A 13,848-nucleotide genomic window follows, 5' to 3' on the forward strand; every position below is an offset into this window, starting at 1 on the left:
CCGATCATGCTTGGGGGCATGGTGACGTATATCCGGTGATCGGGACGTACTTACTCCAATTCTGGCTGTCCAAGGCGCCGGCGCTGTTGGCGCAGATGTTGTGGATCGCGGCCTCGACGTTCAGGTCCCAGACGGTGGCCACTCCGTCGTCGGTGGCGGCGGCCAGGGTGTGGCCGTCCGGGCTGAACGCCAGCACGGACACCGGCCCGGTGGCGACGGTCAGCGGTTCGCCGATGGCGACCGGGCTGTTGGGGTCTGTGACATCCCACAGTTTGATGGTGCCCACGCTGGTGTGGCCGGCGGCGGCCAGGGTTTTGCCGTCGGGGCTGAACGCGACCGACCAGAGGTTGCCGCCGGGCATGGTCAGGAGCGGGCCTCTGGGGGTGAGGTGGTTCGGGTCGGTGCTGTTCCACAGGGTGATGATGCCGCTGCTGTTTCCGGTGGCCAGGGTGTGGCCGTCGGGGCTGAACGCCACCCAGGTGCTGGTGCCGGTGGGTTGGGGTATCGGTTCGCCTACGCGCACCTTCAGGTCGAGCTTCGCGCTCCACAACCCGACCTCGTGGGTGCTGGCGTCGCCGCCGGTGGCCAGGATGCGGCCGTCGGGGCTGAAGGCGATGGAATGGATGGATCTCGTGTGATCGTTATTGATGCCGGCTACAGGCGTGGGCTTCGCAGGGTTGGTGACGTCCCAGAATGCGATGCCGCCGGACTTGTAGTTGTCTCCAGCTGCGGCCAGGGTGTGGCCATCCGGGCTGAAAGCCAGAGAGAAGATCTGCCCATTGGCCCCGGTGAGCGGTTGCCCAAGGAGAATGGGGTGGTTGGGGTCGGCGGTGTTCCACAGGGTGACGCCGCCGCCGCTGTCGCCGGCGGCCAGGGTGTGGCCGTCGGGGCTGAACGCCACCGCGGTGACTTCCTTGGTGGGGCCGGTCAACGGCCGGCCTCTGGGAGCGGGGTGGTTTGGGTCGGAGGTGTTCCACAGACTGACGGTCCGGTTCGCGTTTCCGGCGGCCAGGGTGCGGCCGTCCGGGCTGAACGCGACCGATGCCAAAGGACCGCCCGCACCGATCAGCTGGGTTGGTGGCAGGTTCCACAGATCCACGTCTCCGTCGGCATTTCCGGCTGCCAGGGTGCGGCTGTCAGGGCTGAAGGCCACGGCGTTGACGCTGCCGCTGCGGCCGACCAGCGGCCGCAGCGGGGCGATGTCGGTGGCGTCGGTGGCGTTCCACAGGTGGACGGCGTGGTCGGCGCCGCCGGCGGCCAGGATGTGGCCGTCGGGGCTGAACGCCACCGACATCACGGCCTGGGCGGATCCCTCCAGTGGTTTGCCCAACGGAGTGGGGTGCTCTGAGTCGGTGAGGTTCCACAGGTGGACGTCGAAGTCTGCGGCCCCGGCGGCAAGGGTGTGGCCGTCGGGGCTGAACGCCACTGAGTTGACCTCGCTGCCGGCGTTCAGAGGCTGGCCCCGGGGGGTCGGGTTGTTCGGGTCGGTGGTGTTCCACAGGCTGATGGTGCCGGTGTCGTCCCGGCAGGCGGTCGCGAGTGTGCGGCCGTCGGGGCTGAACGCCAAAGGACCAGAGGGGAAACAGGTGTCGAGAGGCTGGCCGTATGAGGTGACGCTATCGGGGTGGGTGACATTCCACAGACTCACGACTCCGGTGGACCGTTTGGTGGCCAGGGTGCGGCCGTCGGGGCTGAACGCCAGCGATTGGATGGGACTGAAAGAGTCCCAGGGGCGCGGGCCGGAGTTCGTCGGCCGGCCCAACAGGACCGGGTGACTGGGGCTGGTCAGGTTCCACAGGTCGACGAAACCGCCGGAACCGTCGTCGCCCCTGTTGCTGGCATGGCCGCCGACAGCCAGGGTGCGGCCGTCCGGACTGAACGCCACGGACAGGATCGAGTCGACGGAAGCATCTTCGGGCAGAGGCGCGCCCAGCGTCACCGGGTGGCTGGGGTCCGAGACGTTCCACAGCCGGACGATGTTCTGGTCGACGTATCCGACGGCCAGCGTGTGCCCGTCGGGGCTGTAGGCCGCGGTGGAGACCGAGCCCTTCGCACCGGGCAGCCGGATGTCCAGCGGCGTGTTCTCGGTGGTGATCAGCCGGGAGGCCGCCTCCGGGGTCGGCTCCATGCGGTAGGCGACCAGGGCGAGTTGTGCGGACAGCGAGGGGTCGGTGGGCGCCAGCTGCAAGGATGCTGAGGCGACGGCGGCGGTGATGGCCTTGTCGCGAGCTTCCGTGGCGCGGGTGTTCTGCACGAATGCGAACGCCGCAGCCGTTGAGGCGACCATGGCCAGCGCCGTGATGGCCGCGACGGCGGACCGCCGGAGCCGCTGCCCACGCCGCTGCTGGCGCCGGGCGGCTGCCAGGAACGCGCCGGCCGCGCCACTGAGGTCGGGCCCGTGTTTCTCGGCCCACGCCAAAGCGATCTCCAGGCGGTTGCCTCGGTACAGCGCGCCTGGCTCCCTGCCCGCCTCTTCCCAGGCGGCGGCGGCCTCTTCCAGGTCCTGTCGGACCAGGTTGCCGTCCCGGTCCTGCTCGATCCACTCCCGCAGCCGCGGCCAGGCGCGGATCAGCACCTCGTGCGTGATCGTCACCGCGTCCTGATCGCGGGTCAGCAGTCGACCACGGGTGAAGTCGTCCACAACCACCTTGGCCGCCTCCGGATCCGGCGCGTGTCGCAGCAGATCGTCGTACCGGACGCGGCGGCGGGTGTCATCGGCGTCACGTCCCAGAATGACGAGCCGCAGGAACACCCACCGCGCCGCGTCACGGCACCGCGGCGGGAGCGCGTCGAACAACCGGTCGGCCGTGTTGGCCAGGGCGCGCTGGATCCCGCCGGTGACCCGGTATCCGTCCACGGTCAACCGATGGCCGCTGCGCTGCTGCCAAGTGGCCCGCAGCGCGTGGGCCAGCAGTGGCAACCGGCCCGCAGCGCCCGTACCCGCCGGTCCTCCGACCGCTCCCAGGTCGGCCAGCAACACCTCGACCAGGCCGTCTTCGACCTCTAGCTCCACGTCCTCGGCGGGAAGGCGGATCACCTCCTTGAGTTCGCGCTCGGTCATCGGGTCCAGCAACACCGCCCCGCCCTGCAACGCCCCCCGAAGCTGCGGATAGGACGTGCACGCGGCGTAGAAGTCGGCACGAAGGCTCAGCACCACCGCCGCGCCGCCTGCGGGCTTGGCCAGACAGTCCAGAACCTCGATGAACCACTGTCGCTCGGCCTCATCGGGGCATGCCGTGAAGACCTCCTCGAACTGGTCGACCACCACTGTCAGGCCGACCGCGGGAGGCTCGCCGGCCGGTGCCGCCGCATCGACGCCGGTCAGCTTGCGCAGATCCGTCACACACTGCGAGGGATCGGACTGCCAGAGTTCCGCCAGGCGCCGGGCATCCTCGGCATCGAGCCCTGCGGCGGCCGCCAGCGCCAGAGCCGGGGATGCCGTCGGGGTCAGCGTCAACCGCGGCCAGCTGCTCGATCCCGCCACGGGCAGCCGACCGTCATCCAGGGCAGGCAGCACCCCGGCCGCGAGCAGGGAAGACTTCCCCGAGCCCGACGGGCCGATCAGCACCAGAGGGCCGCCCTCGCGTATCCGGGCGTCCAACCGCTCGACGACCGTGTGGACCATCTGATCCCGGCCGTAGAACCAGTCCTTGTGTTCGGCCGCGAACGGCATCAACCCGGGATACGGACACCGCATCTTTCGAGCGTCGGGACCGGGTCGGCTACGTCGCGGCCCGTCCGGCTTACGGATGATGGTCATGTCCCGGCCGGCTTGGAACACACTGCCACCGCCGGTCGCAGAACCCTCGAACTTCATCGGCTGCCAGGCCGGTTGTCCGCTGGATAGCGTGCCGTCGTCCGGCTCGGTCACGCCGCCCCGTCCTTGGTGACGGTCATGTCCCGGCCCGCCTGATAGGCGTCGCCGCCGCCGGAGACATGTGCCTCGAGCGTCGTCGAGGTCGTGGTCCGCTGCCCCGTCGATCCGGCGTCGTGCAACTCCTGGAGGAGCAGCGCACGAAGTTCATCGATGACGTCCGGTCGCATGGCGATCAGCCTGGCAAGCCGCGCCTGCCACTCGGCGACCAGCAGCCCTTGGAGTTCCACGCTGTCACCGGCCTGCTCGGCCCGCAACAGTTCGCCGCGGGCCTCGACGAGTTCGGCTTCCACCCGCTCAGGATGCGAATGCCGCCACAGCGCCAGGACCGAGGCCTTGATCGTGGCCCAGCCGTCCGTCGTCAGCAGATCAATCAAGCGCCCCGCGGCGGCCGCTGCCAGGCCCCCGGTCATGTCCAAGCCTGTCTCCATGCTTCCCCCTTGCCGTCTACTGTCCGTGGATCGAGATCGCGGTCAACGTCAGGTTGGAGGCGATGAACACGTGGTCGCCACCGACGGCCCACTTGAACCCGACGTCCGGCTGCCCCGGGTCGTTGTACTTCCACCGGGCCTTGCCCGTCGCCGCGTCGATGGCCCAGAGCGTCTTGGCCGTGTCGGTGACGAAGACGGTGTCGGCCGAACACTGCGCGCTCTTGCCGCCGATCCTGGAGGAGGCCTTGAACATGTTGGTCACGCCCCACTCGCCGGATCCGGTCAGAGTCGCCACCCACTTGACAGTCCCGTCGGCGGAGGCGAAGGCCGCCAGGTCGCTGCCCACCGGGACGTAGACCGTCGCGCCGTCCAGGCTCGCGAAAGGGACGCCGATCCGGAGTTGGTCCCCGTTCTTCGCCTCGAACTGCTGATGCCACTTCTCCGCGCCAGTCACCGCGTCGACGGCGAAGAGCGTGTCGCCGGCGCCGCCGGCGAAAATGAACAGCCCGGCGGCATAGCACGTCAGCGGCCAGCCGGCCTGGAAGTAGGAGTCAGCCTTTGCGATGGGGATCTTCCAGCCGCGGGCACCCTGCTTTCCGGCGTCGAGCATCTGGACCTGGCCGGACTTGCCGACCGGGGTGCTCGAAGCCGCCAGCAGGTAGGAGCCGGTCGGCGGCACCAGCACGTTGTTGATGTCCGTGCCCTTGATCCTCCACAGTCCCTTACCGGTCGCGCCGTCGAACGCCCGGATGTAGCCGGTCGTCTGATCCGATTCCAAAGATGAATGGGAGTGCACCGTCCCGCACACGTACACGGTGTTCCCGCTGACCGCCACAATATCTGCGTCGTAGAACGGGGAGTCGGCATCGTCACCGGGATCGGCCTGGGCCATGGAGGTCGCCCACTTCACCTTCCCTGTGGTGGCGTCGACTGCGGCCACCAGGTTGTACGCGTCCGGCGCCTCGCAGAGGTAGTAGAAGACCCCAGTCGCGTACGCCGTCGGGGACCTCAGGTCGCTCGATCCGAACGTGTTCTTGGTGTTCAGGGAGGGGAGCGCGTTCTTACCCGTCGAGGCGTCCAAGAAGGCCGTGGCCTTGTTTGTGATCACCATGACCACGTTGTCGGACGCTTCCAGGCACGTCGGCGGGTTCGGCCCGACGATCGTCCATGCCTTGGTCGCGTCCGGCCCGGACAGGACGCTCGGGGCTGGTCCGTCCGAGGATGACGGTGACGCTGTCGGTGTCGGAAACACGCCCGATGGTGAACCTGGCGGTTCCGGGGGCGGGAATCCACCGGCTCGGCCACTCGGTGCCGGCGACGAGTCCCCGAAGGACAGGACCGCGGCCACGCCGCCGATCAGGACCGCGCCTCCAGCCAGACCGAAGACCAGTTTCCGGCGGCTGATCCCGCCGCTGGCCGCGCTCGACGGCGTCGCGGTCGCGGCGGTGACCTCGGCGATGTCGGCGGTCAACCCCGGTGGCAGCCAGCTGTCTGCGGGCTCCGGCAGGCCCTGACGTTTCAGGTAGTCGACGAGTTGCCCCGCAGTTGGCCGGGTCGACGGATCCGGGTACAGACAGCCGCCGATCACCTCGCGCAGCGACGGCGGCAGGACGGAAGTCACCGTTTCCAGCTCGGCGATACGCGTCCTCACATCCTCCGACTGACCTTCCCAGGCCGGTCCGTGCCCCGAGGCTGCGAACAGCACGGTCGCGCCCAGGTCGAACATGTCGCTCATCGGTGACCTGGCGGCCTCGGCGGTCCCGGCGATCCCCAATGCGGCGATGCGGGGTCCGTCCGCCGCCAGCAGCACCGAGTCCGGCCCCACGTCGCCATGGACCAGCCCGGCCGCATGGATTCGGGTCAGCGCCACGGCCAGGCCGAAGGCGAGCCGTCGTAAGGCCGGTTCTGACAGCCGGCCGTATCGATCAACAGCTCGTCGAAGCGGGAGTCCCGGAACGATCGCGATCGCCAACCAGGGGGACGGCGCATCCGGGTCGGCGTCAGCGAGCGGCAGGATGAACTCCCCGGACACCGCTCGGCCCGCCGCGACATCGGCCCGGAACCGCTCCCGGAACTCCGGCACCGCGGCCACCTCAGGCTGTACCACCGTGACTGCGACGACTCGCCCATCAGCCGAGCGCCCCGCGAAGGTCTCACCCGCGCTGACCGTGCTCTCTCTTCCGAGCAGTGCATACGGTCCGATCTGCCGAGGATCGCCAGCTTCGAGTTCCTTCAACTCTCCACCCTTTATGCCAGATTGATTGTCTGATCGTGTGCCGCCTGGTACACGCTGCCGCCGCCGGACGCACGCCCCTTCATGGTCACCGTCGGTTCAGCGGCAGGCACTGCCGTAGGCGCCACCGGCCTGTGGCCGAGATCGGGCAGGAGAGCTGCCATGTCGGTGCACAGGCGTTCGAGCTCGTCTGCCAGGTGTGTCTCAGAAACACGGACGAACTGCAGCCGCGCGAGATCCGCGATCTCGGACGGCAGCTCAGAGACCTCGGGCAGCATGGTCGCATCCCCCAGGAGGACGGGAATGACGCGGTTTCCCGCCTGCAGGGCCGTCCTGATCTCGACCCGAACCCAGTCGTCGGCTCGATCGAGGCGCCGTGTTCCATCCTCGCTACGGGCGTCGAGCCAGGCCGGCCCGATGAGCACGAGCATCAGCTCGCACTCGGCGGCCTGTCGCCGCAGGACCTCGGCGAAGTCGGCACCTACCGGGATCGACCCGCCCGACTTGAAGATCTCGCCGGATCCGAACCGGTCGGCCAGAGCTTGGTGGAGACGGTCCCGCATCCACCGTGAGTCTGCCTTGCGGAAACTGAGGAACACACGCGGCATGGTCGTCGCCCCTTTCCAGGCCGCCTTGATGACGGGGTTCGCACGTACCGTATCGGCAGGGCACAGGGTTCGACGCATATTCGGCGTGAACTGAATAGGGATCGGAAGTCCTCGCCGCCGTTGCCTCGCGCAGGCGCCGGCTCATACCCTGGCTGGCATGGCGGACTTCGGCGTCGAACTGGCCAGGCTCCGAGCACAGCGGGGATGGACCGTGCGCGAGCTCGCCCGGCGAGCGAGTGTCTCCGAGGGGCAGATCTGCAACCTGGAGAGCGGGCGCCGCAACCCGACGCCAGCTGTCGCCGCGGCATGCGACGCGGCATGCGACGCCGGCGGCCTACTCGTCGAACGCGCTGAAACTGCGCACCGCGGCGTATCGGCGGAGCGCCCCGTCGAGGTCGACCCCCTCGTCCCCGGGTACCGACGGATCCTGGAGGAACTGAAGGACATCGGCAGATCCACCGGTCCCCGATTCGTGGATGCCTCGCTGCGGTCCATTTCGCGGATCCTGACCGACACCGCTTCCCATGCCGGAGCCGGAACCGACGGGCACCACGAAATCTGGCTTCTGGCATCGAGATTCGCCGAGTACACGGGCTGGATGGCGCAGGAGGCAGGTAACTTCGCCGAGGCGTTGCGCTGGACCGAGCTCGCGGTCCGCTGGAGCGCGAACGGCGGCGACGAGACGATGGCCGCTTACGCGCTCGTCCGCAAGGCGTTCATCGCCGAGCACCGCGGCGACGCCGCTACCGCGGTCAGCCTGGCCAGGCAGGCCGCCGGCCAGGCGGCGGCAACGCCACTGATCCGTGCCCACGCCGCGCGACGCGAAGCCCAGGGGCACGCGTCCCTCGGCGACTACGAGGCCTGCCACGAAGCCCTGGAGCGGTCGCGGGACCACGCCCACCAGGACAACCGATGCGGAGCCCGTTGGGGCCCACGCATCGAGAACGGAAGCCCGCACCTCATCGAGGCGTCATGCATGGTCAGCCTCCGCCGATTCGAGCAGGCCGCAGACCTGTTCGCCATCGAACTCGAGCGCCACCCCGCAGTCCCGCCAGACGGCAACTCCCGCACCCGCTTCACGATCCGCCAAGCCACAGCCATGGCCGGCATCGATCACCTCGATCAGGCGTGTCACGTCATCGAGGCACTCCTGCCCACCGTCCGGCGTCTGGACTCCGCCACCATCCGGGCAGAGCTGGGACGCTTCGTGCACCAGATACGGACCCGTCAAGCCACGCCGGGCCAGCGGAACCTCGTCGAAGCCGCAGCCGCCGTCGCGGACGGCCGGTATTCGGAGCATGCGGTGCGACGCTGACGCCGACGCCGGACTGCTCCAGCAGCCGCCGGAAGCGCCTCTCCTGGCCGTAGGCCGAGTCGGCGGTGACCCAGGCAATGGGCAGTGGGGAGGTCAGGGTCTTCGAGTTCGTTGTCCCGAGTCTCGGCCGCAGGCTCGTTGATCACGACGAGAGACTGCCCTGCCGTTGTCACTACCAACGTCGGCTGCACACGATCGAGGGGCGGTCTCATGAAGACCGCCCCTGGCGGAAATCAGTGTCCTGCCGGAGTACTAGCGCTTCGCCGTGCCAGCGATGAACTCGTCCCAGGTGCCGACGGTTTCGGCTGGAGGTGCTGTGATGGCCGGGACGGTGCCGAAGTCGGAGTACTCCTCGAAGACCTGGGCCTGACCCTTGCTGCCGGTGGTGACCTGCTGTGACTTCAGGACGAGGTCGTCCTTGCCGACCCACACGTCGAGGACCGCCGAGGTGTCGCCCCGCCGCTTGGCCAACTGGACGTAGTAGTCGCGCACTTCGTCCTTGATGGCGGGCCCGGTGTAGCGGGCCAGCTCCTCGAAGACCACCGTGCCGCGGTAGTGGTCGGCCGCTCGACCGCCCACCTGTTCCTCGCCGACCCACGAGGTGGACGCGGTGGCGGCGAGCGCGCCCGCGACCTCGTTGACGGACCCCGCAGCCCGCGCGTTGGAGGGGCCGCTGCTCGTCGGCGCGTCCACGCGGTACCAGCTCTTGCCCGGGATCTGGTCCGACTTGACGTAGGTCGCGTCGCCCGTGGCGATCACCTGGGTGACGGCGGTGGGGTTGTCCGCACTCTTCTTCCCCGTCGACGTGATGGACGAGGCGTACGGCTGCCGCTGGAAGAGCATCTCGGACTTGTCGGAGCCGCCCTCCCCCGTCTGGATTGTCCGGTACGAGGCCTGTTCCGCGGTCTTCTTGGACGCGGCCATCAGCACGGTCGGAGCGTCGGTCCGCTTGTTCGCGGCCTTGTCCCCGCCCGGGCTCGCCCCCGCCCCACTGCCGTGGGGCTCCCCGCCGCAGCCCGCCAGGACCATCGTGAGCGCCGCTCCCGCGGCCGCCACCGCGATACCCCTCCCCATCACTCGCACAGCTCTGATTCCCTTTCAGTTGTTTCAAATTGGCGCTGTTCATTATCGTCTGCGCAGGTCAGGCTTCCAAATGATTGAGATCGTCCACCTCCCGGAGCAGCGCCCGGCGAAACGGCGACCGGACGGCAGCCAAGACAGGCTCGACCCCAGAGCGGCAAGGACAGCCCGGCCGAACACAGCCGGCCAACGGTCACCAGGGCGCGCGACGGGCTCAACAGCCGAGGGCCCGGCAACGGGAGGTCAGCCGGAACCCTTACTGAACCTGAAAGCGTGATGCCGGGACCGTTTGCCTGACAGCTGCTGGGCGGGTCCGGTAGCCCTGGGCTGTGAGATACGCGCAGGGTGGCGGTTGACCGACGCTGAGAGGGCCGCGCGGGAGCGGATCCGGCTGCAGGCTGTGGAACGTTTCGAGGGCGGGGAGAAGAACCGTGAGATCGCCACCGCGCTGCGGGTGAGCGATCGGTCGGTGGAGCGATGGCTCCGACAGTGGCGTGAACGCGGCGAGGCCGGGGTCCTCTCCAAGGGCTCACCTGGCCGCCCGAGGCTCAGCAGGAAGCAAATCGATGCTGGAACGCGAGTTGGAGCGAGGTCCGCTCGTGCATGGCTGGGCAGACCAGCGCTGGACACTGGCCCGGGTGAAGACGCTGATCGGCCGACTGTTTCACGTCAGCCACACGGTCGAGGGGACCTGGGCGCTCTCAACCCGCAGGAGGGTATCTGGGCCCTGGTCAAACGCGGCATCGGCAACCTCGCGGCCGCAAACGTCGACCACCTGGCGAAGACTGTCCGCACCCGCCTCAAGAAGATCCAGTACCGCCCGCACTTGATCGACGGCTGCCTCGCCCAGTCCGGCCTGGACATGAACGACTGGCCCCAGCCGACGCCGTCATCACGAATTCGAGTTCAGTAGCGTCTCGCATGACTTGGCCATCGGCGTGGCTGCGCACCGCAGACGTGAACCTGCCTTCTACGGACACGCGCTCCCCTGGCTGAGAGCCGTGGGATGCGTCGGAAAAAGTTGACATGTCGGAGATCTACGACGCATGGTGGAGGCATGGCGGATGTCGATGTGTTCAGCGCGCTGGCCAACCCCGTGCGGCGCAAGCTGTTGGAAAGCCTCCAGAGCGGGCCGCGGGCGGCCGGGGAGCTGGCCGGCGACTTCGAGCTCAGCAGGCCGGCGGTCTCCGAGCACCTGTCCGTCCTCAAGAGCGCCCGGCTGATCCGCGAGGAGCCGCGCGGGCGGCATCGGTACTACCACCTGGAGCCCGGGCCGCTCGCCGAGGTCGAGGAATGGCTTCGCCCGTTTGAGCGGTATTGGAGGCAACGGATGCGTTCGCTGCGCGATGTCCTCGACGAAGAGAGCGATTGAGAGCACGTCCGCAGAGGGCCCGCAGGGCACTTTCCGGGCACACGAGGGGTGAAGAACGCTGCTGACCAGTGAAAACCGACGAACACGGTTTCCGCAGGTCAGCGGCATGATCGGCGGCGCCGCCGCAGGTCAGGGGGATGCCATACCCGTACGAGCACTACTGGCGGACGCGCATGCGTTCGCTGCGCGCGCTCCTGGACGAGGAGAGTTCATGACCGAGAAGGCCGCGATCCACTGCGACGAGTTCCTGCCCCACCCGCCGGCGCGGGTCTGGGAGGCGCTGACCGATCCGGAGCTGCACGCGCGGTGGTGGGCCGCCGGGGACGTGAAGGCGGTGGTGGGGCACCGGTTCACCCTGGACATGGGGCCCTGGGGGCAGCAGCCGTGCGAGGTGGTCGAGGTGGAGGTGGAGCGGCTGCTGCGGTACAGCTTCGCCGCCGGGTCGCTGGACACCACCGTCACCTGGCGGCTGGTGCCCGAGGGGCACGGCACCCGGCTGCTGCTGGAGCACACGGGCTTCGACCTGGACACCCCGACGGGACGGCAGGCCTACCACGGGATGGGGCAGGGCTGGCCGTCGGTGCTGCGCAGGATCGCCCCGGCGCTCGCGGAGTGAGTAGCAGTGATCAGCAGTGATCAGCGGGGAGCAGCGGGGAGTAGGGTCAGGCGCGGCCGAGGACGCGCTGGACGGCGATCTCGATGACGACCCGGTCCGGATTCTCCCGCGGGGTGCGGTAGCGCTCGGCGTAGCGGCGCTCGGCGTCGGCGACCTGCTCGGGCTCCTCGCGCAGGACGGCCGTGCCCTCCAGGGTGGACCAGCGGGCCCGGTCGACCTGGCAGACCGCGACCGGCAGTCCCTGCGGCCCGGCGGCCTCGACGTTGCGGGCCTTGCGGCTGGTACGGCTGGTGATGACCCGGGCCGTACCGCTCGCCGGGTCGAAGGTGACGCCGACCGGCACCACGTGCGGGGTCCCGTCCGGCCTGGTGGTGGTCAGGGTGGAGATGTGCCGCTCGCGCCAGAAGGCGAGGAAGGCGTCGTCGAGGTCGCGCGGGTGGTGGGCCATGATCGCGATGGTACGGCCCCCGGGGAGCGATCGACTCTCCGGGGGCCGTGCCGGTCCGGGGGTCAGTGACCGCGGGCGATCCACTCCGGCAGGGCCGGGGCCTCGGCGCCGATCGTGGTCGGGTCGCCGTGGCCGGTGCGCACCACCGTGTCGGCGGGGAGGGACAGCAGTCGCTCCCGGATCGAGTCGATGATGGTCGGGAAGTGCGAGAACGAGCGGCCGGTGGCCCCCGGGCCGCCCTGGAACAGCGTGTCGCCGGTGAACACGGTGCCCAGCCCGGGAGCGTAGAGGCAGACCGCGCCGGGTGCGTGGCCGGGAGTGTGCAGCACGGTCAGCTCGGTGCCGGCCACCTCGATCCGCTGGCCGTCGGCGAGTTCGCAGTCCGGGAGCCGCTCGGGGTGGGTGAGCTTCCACAGTTCGAGGTCGTCCGGGTGCAGCAGGATCGGCGCGCCGGTGCGCTCGGCCAGCGCCGGGGCGGCGTCCACGTGGTCGTTGTGGGCGTGGGTGGAGACGATCGCCAGCAGCCGGCGCCCGCCGAGCGCGGCCTCGATGGCGTCGGCGTCGTGCGCGGCGTCGATCACCACCGCCTCCTCGTCGTCGCCGACGATCCAGACGTTGTTCTCCACCTCCCAGCTGCCGCCGTCGAGTTCGAAGGTCCCGGCGGTGACCAGCCGGTCGATCCGGGCGGCCATCAGAACACCACCACCGAGCGGAGCACGTCGCCGTGGTGCATGCGCTCGAAGGCCTGCTCCACCGCGTCGAGTTCGATGGTCTCGGTGACGAAGGCCCCGAGGTCCAGACGGCCCTGGAGGTACAGGTCGATCAGCATCGGGAAGTCCCGGGAGGGCAGGCAGTCGCCGTACCAGGAGGACTTGAGCGCGCCGCCGCGGCCGAAGATGTCCAGCAGCGGGAGTTCGAGCGTCATCTCGGGGGTCGGCACGCCGACCAGGACGACGGTGCCGGCGAGGTCGCGGGCGTAGAAGGCCTGCTTGTACGTCTCGGGGCGGCCGACGGCCTCCACCACGACGTCCGCACCGTTGCCGCCGGTCAGCTCGCGGATCGCCTCCACCGGGTCGGCGGCGCGGGAGTTGACGGTGTGGGTGGCGCCGAGCTTGCGGGCCGTCTCCAGCTTGCGGTCGTCGATGTCCACCGCGATGATCCGCGACGCGCCGGCCAGCCGGGAGCCCATCACGGCCGCCCCGCCGACGCCGCCGCAGCCGATCACGGCGACGGTGTCGCCGCGGCCCACGTTGCCGGTGTTGATCGCGGCGCCGAGGCCCGCCATCACGCCGCAGCCCAGCAGCCCGGCCACGGCCGGCTCGGCGGCCGGGTCGACCTTGGTGCACTGGCCGGCCGCGACCAGGGTCTTCTCGGCGAAGGCGCCGATGCCCAGCGCCGGGGACAGCTCGGTGCCGTCCAGCAGCGTCATCCTCTGCTTCGCGTTGTGGGTGTTGAAGCAGTACTGCGGGCGGCCGCGCTTGCAGGCGCGGCACTGGCCGCACACCGCGCGCCAGTTGAGGACGACGAAGTCACCGGGCTCCACCTCGGTCACGCCCTGGCCGACCGACTCCACGACGCCCGCGGCCTCGTGGCCGAGCAGGAACGGGAACTCGTCGTTGATGCCGCCCTCGCGGTAGTGGAGGTCCGTGTGGCAGACGCCGCAGGCCTGGATCCGGACCACCGCCTCGCCCGGCCCCGGGTCCGGCACCACGATCGTGGTCACCTCCACGGGCGCGCCCTTGGCGCGCGCGATGACTGCCTTGACCTGCTGGGCCATCCGATTCCACCTCCGTCGTGCCGATGCGGCTCTGCACCGGCGTGACCTGCGACAAACGACTGCTGAAGGACTGCAGGAGAACTGTAGAAGCACT

The 13,848-nt window shown here is 69.5% G+C and carries 12 protein-coding genes; 4 read left to right on the top strand and 8 right to left on the bottom strand.

Annotated features, from left to right (window positions below):
• Window positions 1-4: 4 nt before the first annotated feature.
• Genes ACFV1W_RS29665 through ACFV1W_RS29680 form a run of 4 tightly spaced genes read right to left on the bottom strand, consistent with a single transcriptional unit; the run spans window position 5 to window position 7,146 of the window.
• Complete coding sequence (locus ACFV1W_RS29665) at window positions 5-3,871, bottom strand: hypothetical protein (RefSeq protein WP_380420326.1); 3,867 nt, start codon at window positions 3,869-3,871, stop codon at window positions 5-7.
• Entirely contained in the window at window positions 3,868-4,287 is a 420-nt protein-coding gene (locus tag ACFV1W_RS29670) for a hypothetical protein (RefSeq protein ID WP_380420351.1), read from the bottom strand. The genes ACFV1W_RS29665 and ACFV1W_RS29670 overlap by 4 nt, the downstream gene beginning before the upstream one ends.
• A 34-nt stretch (window positions 4,288-4,321) precedes the next feature.
• Entirely contained in the window at window positions 4,322-6,541 is a 2,220-nt protein-coding gene (locus ACFV1W_RS29675) for a PQQ-binding-like beta-propeller repeat protein (protein WP_380420327.1), read from the bottom strand.
• Window positions 6,542-6,552: 11 nt separating this feature from the next.
• Window positions 6,553-7,146, bottom strand: coding sequence for a toll/interleukin-1 receptor domain-containing protein (locus ACFV1W_RS29680; RefSeq protein WP_380420328.1), 594 nt, complete (start codon window positions 7,144-7,146; stop codon window positions 6,553-6,555).
• Between the two features lie 157 nt (window positions 7,147-7,303).
• Between ACFV1W_RS29680 and ACFV1W_RS29685 the strand changes: the two genes are divergently transcribed.
• Window positions 7,304-8,461, top strand: coding sequence for a helix-turn-helix domain-containing protein (locus ACFV1W_RS29685; protein WP_380420329.1), 1,158 nt, complete (start codon window positions 7,304-7,306; stop codon window positions 8,459-8,461).
• A gap of 252 nt (window positions 8,462-8,713) precedes the next feature.
• Here the strand turns inward: ACFV1W_RS29685 and ACFV1W_RS29690 are convergent, their stop codons facing one another.
• Window positions 8,714-9,517 carry a hypothetical protein gene (locus ACFV1W_RS29690; protein ID WP_380420330.1) on the bottom strand — a complete coding sequence of 268 codons (804 nt, stop codon included), beginning with the start codon at window positions 9,515-9,517 and terminating at the stop codon, window positions 8,714-8,716.
• 376 nt (window positions 9,518-9,893) lie between these two features.
• Here ACFV1W_RS29690 and ACFV1W_RS29695 point away from each other — a divergent pair, with 376 nt between their 5' ends.
• The 3 genes from ACFV1W_RS29695 (at window position 9,894) to ACFV1W_RS29705 (ending at window position 11,529) form a co-directional block, all read left to right on the top strand.
• Complete coding sequence (locus ACFV1W_RS29695) at window positions 9,894-10,454, top strand: helix-turn-helix domain-containing protein (protein WP_380420331.1); 561 nt, start codon at window positions 9,894-9,896, stop codon at window positions 10,452-10,454.
• 144 nt (window positions 10,455-10,598) lie between these two features.
• A complete protein-coding gene (locus tag ACFV1W_RS29700; protein ID WP_380420332.1) occupies window positions 10,599-10,913 on the top strand; it encodes an ArsR/SmtB family transcription factor in 315 nt (104 codons plus the stop codon).
• A gap of 211 nt (window positions 10,914-11,124) precedes the next feature.
• Window positions 11,125-11,529: an SRPBCC domain-containing protein gene (locus ACFV1W_RS29705; RefSeq protein ID WP_380420333.1), complete on the top strand. Its 405-nt coding sequence runs from the start codon at window positions 11,125-11,127 to the stop codon at window positions 11,527-11,529.
• 46 nt (window positions 11,530-11,575) lie between these two features.
• On the opposite strand, the gene ACFV1W_RS29710 is transcribed toward ACFV1W_RS29705, so the two are convergent.
• The 3 genes from ACFV1W_RS29710 to ACFV1W_RS29720 form a co-directional block, all read right to left on the bottom strand.
• Window positions 11,576-11,977 (bottom strand): pyridoxamine 5'-phosphate oxidase family protein, encoded by a 402-nt coding sequence (locus tag ACFV1W_RS29710; RefSeq protein ID WP_380420334.1) that lies wholly within the window; start codon window positions 11,975-11,977, stop codon window positions 11,576-11,578.
• Window positions 11,978-12,039: 62 nt separating this feature from the next.
• A complete protein-coding gene (locus ACFV1W_RS29715; protein ID WP_380420335.1) occupies window positions 12,040-12,669 on the bottom strand; it encodes an MBL fold metallo-hydrolase in 630 nt (209 codons plus the stop codon).
• Complete coding sequence (locus tag ACFV1W_RS29720; protein ID WP_380420336.1) at window positions 12,669-13,754, bottom strand: S-(hydroxymethyl)mycothiol dehydrogenase; 1,086 nt, start codon at window positions 13,752-13,754, stop codon at window positions 12,669-12,671. The genes ACFV1W_RS29715 and ACFV1W_RS29720 overlap by 1 nt, the downstream gene beginning before the upstream one ends.
• Window positions 13,755-13,848 lie beyond the last annotated feature (94 nt).

The sequence above is a fragment of the Kitasatospora sp. NPDC059648 genome, assembly GCF_042734825.1.
In the GTDB taxonomy this organism is placed as follows: domain Bacteria; phylum Actinomycetota; class Actinomycetes; order Streptomycetales; family Streptomycetaceae; genus Kitasatospora.

Excerpts from the sequence above, each read along its gene's own strand:
- ACFV1W_RS29715 (WP_380420335.1), bottom strand. The coding sequence starts at position 12,669 with ATGGCCGCCCGGATCGACCGGCTGGTCACCGCCGGGACCTTCGAACTC.
- ACFV1W_RS29720 (WP_380420336.1), bottom strand. The coding sequence starts at position 13,754 with ATGGCCCAGCAGGTCAAGGCAGTCATCGCGCGCGCCAAGGGCGCGCCC.
- ACFV1W_RS29705 (WP_380420333.1), top strand. The coding sequence starts at position 11,125 with ATGACCGAGAAGGCCGCGATCCACTGCGACGAGTTCCTGCCCCACCCG.
- ACFV1W_RS29680 (WP_380420328.1), bottom strand. The coding sequence starts at position 7,146 with ATGCCGCGTGTGTTCCTCAGTTTCCGCAAGGCAGACTCACGGTGGATG.
- ACFV1W_RS29670 (WP_380420351.1), bottom strand. The coding sequence starts at position 4,287 with ATGACCGGGGGCCTGGCAGCGGCCGCCGCGGGGCGCTTGATTGATCTG.
- ACFV1W_RS29700 (WP_380420332.1), top strand. The coding sequence starts at position 10,599 with ATGGCGGATGTCGATGTGTTCAGCGCGCTGGCCAACCCCGTGCGGCGC.
- ACFV1W_RS29685 (WP_380420329.1), top strand. The coding sequence starts at position 7,304 with ATGGCGGACTTCGGCGTCGAACTGGCCAGGCTCCGAGCACAGCGGGGA.
- ACFV1W_RS29710 (WP_380420334.1), bottom strand. The coding sequence starts at position 11,977 with ATGGCCCACCACCCGCGCGACCTCGACGACGCCTTCCTCGCCTTCTGG.